We start from the raw sequence: 1347 nt of genomic DNA, 5'->3' as shown, positions 1-1347 counted from the left end.
GACGGCCTGTAAACATGATATGTGCGTGATAGTTTCGTTCATCACTTCCGCTTTGGGTGTGTGGGGCATGAATGGCGGCATCTACGATAACACTATGTCGTTTGACCAGTTCTTCGCATAGTTCATTGAGTAGGGCTTGTCGTTGTTCAGCATTCAGTTCATGCGGAAAAGCAATTTCAAATTCTCGAGCGAGGTTAGCGTCTTTTCTACGTTCAACTTTCTCAACAGCATTCCAAAGTTGATTGCGGTCTAATAATTCAGATTTTGTATTTTTAGGGGCATAAATTTTTGTAAATTCGACACCTGTTTTTCGGGTGTAATCCTGTTCTTTGCCTTGTCTTTCATCTATCAATTTTTCACCTGAACGATAAGCCGCACATGCAACGGCTGAACGCCCTGCACTTCGACTGATTGTCTTCACTGAAAAATGATAAATTGCCATTTTGCCTTTGCTCTTAAATTCGATTTCGAATTTCACCAATCTGCATGGATTGGTCTGGGGTTGTAGGGGATTACCCCCTGCCGTACTTCCATTGAAAAAATCAAAGATTTTTATCAATGGTAAAGTGCGCCCTTAAAAATCACAAATCACAAATAGCCTAAGGAACACAAAAATCAGGATGCACCCTAGTCCAATCCTGTTTAGTCATATTAAATCGTTTTGGAACACTGAAATCATGTGCCAAAGCCTGTATACATGTTTCATCATCCCCGAACCATTGACGGAAGAACCCCAACCAACGCCCGAATTGATGGCGAAATATATCCACCCCTTTTTCTATACTTATTTTCAATGATCTTTTTACATATTCTATTTTTGATTGAACCTGATCATCGTATTTAAACAGGTCTTTAAAACACGGATACAGATTAATGAAGTAATCAGAGGGATTTATAATCGCATCAAAAGGGATAATTGTATGTTTTGCTTTTAACTCAACCTCAACCCTTAACCAGTCGCTATTTTTATCCCCTAATTGCTTTCCTTTTTCATAAGCCCTAAGCATTTTATCTGAAGTACGGCAACCGATCTGCAAAGTACGCCCTAGCTTATCTCTATCTAAATATTTCCAATCACCGAACCAAGTTACACGTGCAGGCTTTCCAAAATAGTAAAATTCCCCGTTCGTTTCTCTTTCATTCAGATCATCAATATCTAAATAAGTACCATCGTAGTCATCATGTGCTAAATCCAGTCTTGTAATTTTTGCGCCTTGCGCCTTATTTAAGAATTGATATAACTTTTCTTGCCAGCCGTAGTCACCCATCATCGCCATGTGGTAGCAGTCATATTGCATCTTCAAAGTAGAGTGTTGTACAGCTTCAAGCATTTCCTGAGCTTGGGCA

The 1347-nt window shown here is 39.4% G+C and carries 2 protein-coding genes and 1 pseudogene; all 3 read right to left on the bottom strand.

Going from position 1 to position 1347, the window contains the following annotated elements:
• Nucleotides 1-442 (bottom strand): MobQ family relaxase (mobQ, locus tag FTV38_RS17575; RefSeq protein ID WP_180023051.1); only part of this gene is annotated, 442 nt, incomplete at its 3' end.
• Nucleotides 443-599: 157 nt separating this feature from the next.
• The gene (locus FTV38_RS17570; protein WP_257228816.1) at nt 600-1268 is read right to left on the bottom strand and encodes a replication initiation factor domain-containing protein; all 669 of its coding nucleotides are present in this window, start codon (nt 1266-1268) and stop codon (nt 600-602) included.
• Nucleotides 1260-1347, bottom strand: a pseudogene (locus FTV38_RS18260) (hydroxypyruvate isomerase); the annotation flags it as partial. The pseudogene FTV38_RS18260 and the gene FTV38_RS17570, both read right to left, overlap by 9 nt.

It is taken from the genome of Acinetobacter sp. YH16044 (assembly GCF_013417145.1).
Classification (GTDB): domain Bacteria; phylum Pseudomonadota; class Gammaproteobacteria; order Pseudomonadales; family Moraxellaceae; genus Acinetobacter; species Acinetobacter amyesii.
This window is presented reverse-complemented; position numbering and strand designations above follow the sequence as displayed.